The following is a 2162-nucleotide window of genomic DNA, read 5'->3' on the forward strand; positions in this document are numbered from 1 at the left end:
TGGTCAGCTACGACTACGACAGCAGCGGCGATCTGGCCGAAGTGCGCGACAACCTTGGTCAAGTGCAACGGCGCTTTGCCTACGACAACGGGCGGCGGATGGTCGAACATCAGTTGCCTACCGGGCTGCGCTGTTTCTATCAGTGGGCGCAGGTCGAACACCTTGAGTGGCGAGTGATTCGCCACTGGACCGATGACGGCGACGAATATCTATTCGACTACGACCTGAGCAAGGGCATCACCCGTGTCACCGACGGTTTGAAGCGTGTGAGCATCCGTCGCTGGAACCCGCAGCACCAGATCACCGAATACACCGATAACCTCGGCCACACCTGGCACTTCGAGTGGAACGACGAGCGCCAGTTGCTCGGCGCCACCGATCCCCAGGGCGGCCAGCACGCATTCAGCTACGACGAAGCGGGCAACCTCAGTGCCACTGTCGACCCGCTGGGGCGCAGCGAGTCGACCTTGTGGCTGGAACACTGGTCGTTGCCGCTGGTGGAAACCGACGCGGCGGGCAACAGCTGGCAATACCGCTACGACCCGCGCGGCAACTGCACCCACGAGACCGATCCACTGGGGCAAGTCACCCAATACCGCTTCGATACCCAGGGCCAGGTGGTCGAGATCATCGACGCCACGGGTAAAAGCAAAACCTTGCAGTGGAACGACCTCGGCCAGCTGATTCGTCATGTGGACTGCTCGGGATCGCCGACCACCTTCAGCTACGACCGGCGCGGTCATCTGCAGCTGGTCACCGATGCGCTCGGCGAACGCGTGACCTATCAGCACGATGCCCAGGGCCGCCTGTTGCAGAGCCAGTTGCCGGACGGTCGCGTCGAACAATACCTGCGCGACGGCAGCGGCCAGCTCACGGGGTATGTCGACCCAGCCGGGCACAGCACCGGCTATCAGTACGACCGGCGCGGCCAGGTGCGCCAGCGCATCGATGCCCATGGCCGGCAGGTGCAATTCGGCTACGACGCCTATGGGCGTTTGCAGACGCTGACCAACGAGAATGGCGAGAGCTATCGCTTAGCCTGGGATGCCGGCGACCGTCTTACCGAACAACGCGATCTCGACGGCAGCGCCCGGTGTTATGCCTATGACATGCTGGATAATGCGACTCGCGTGGAATACGTTCCGGCACCGTTTGGTAGTGGCCTGGCGCTGGTCCCAGAAATGCCGGTCAAGCCGATTGTTCACCACCTGGAGCGCGATGCCAGCGGGCGCCTGACAGCGAAAATCACCGACGATGGGCGTACCGAGTATGCCTACAATCCGCTGGACCAACTCACCGCCATCACCTTTACCGACCACGACGGCCAGGCACAAAAGCTCGGCTTCGCCTATGACGCCCTGGGCCAGTTGTTGGAAGAACAGGGCGCGGCGGGCAGCCTGCGGCATCACTACGATGAGTTGGGCAATCTGATCCAGACGCAGTTGCCGGATGGGCGTTGGCTGAATCGGCTGTATTACGGCAGCGGGCATCTGCACCAGATCAATCTGGACGGTCGAGTCATCAGCGACTTCGAGCGCGACCGCCTGCACCGCGAGGTATTGCGCACCCAGGGTCAACTCAGCACGCGCAGCGAGTACGACCGGGTTGGACGTCTGCGCTCACGCTTACGCCGCCCGTCCAACCAGCCGCCGGCACTGCCGGCGCCGGCACAAAAGCACTTCGATTACGACCCCAGCGACAACCTGGTCGGCCGTCTCGACCACCAGCCACGCGGCGATCATCGCCAGTTGCTGCACTACGACGCCACGGGTCGGATCATCGCCACTCAGGACAGCGTGCAGGGCCAAAGCGAAACCTTCGCCTACGACGCCGCCGCCAACCTGCTGGACGGCCCGCAAGCGGGTGCCGGTCTGGTGGTGCACAACAAGCTGCTGACCTATCAGGACAAGCGTTATCGCTACGATAGGTTTGGGCGGATGATCGAGAAACGCAGTGGCAGTCAGCGGCTGCAGCGCTTTGCTTATGACGCCGAGCACCGGCTGGTCGAGGTACGCAACCAGGACGGTGCGCGGGAAACCGTTGTGCGCATGACCTACGATCCGCTGGGGCGGCGTATCGGCAAGACCGAGCACGACAACCATGGCTATCCGTTGGGCGAAACGCGTTTCACCTGGGATGGTTTGCGGCTATTGCAGGAGCAC

General features: G+C 62.8%; 1 pseudogene. It reads left to right on the forward strand.

Annotation, left to right across the window (positions count from 1 at the left end):
* Positions 1-2162, forward strand: a pseudogene (locus M5B99_RS29445) (type IV secretion protein Rhs); the annotation flags it as partial.

It is taken from the genome of Pseudomonas sp. MWU13-2100, from assembly GCF_023242365.1.
In the GTDB taxonomy this organism is placed as follows: Bacteria; Pseudomonadota; Gammaproteobacteria; order Pseudomonadales; family Pseudomonadaceae; genus Aquipseudomonas.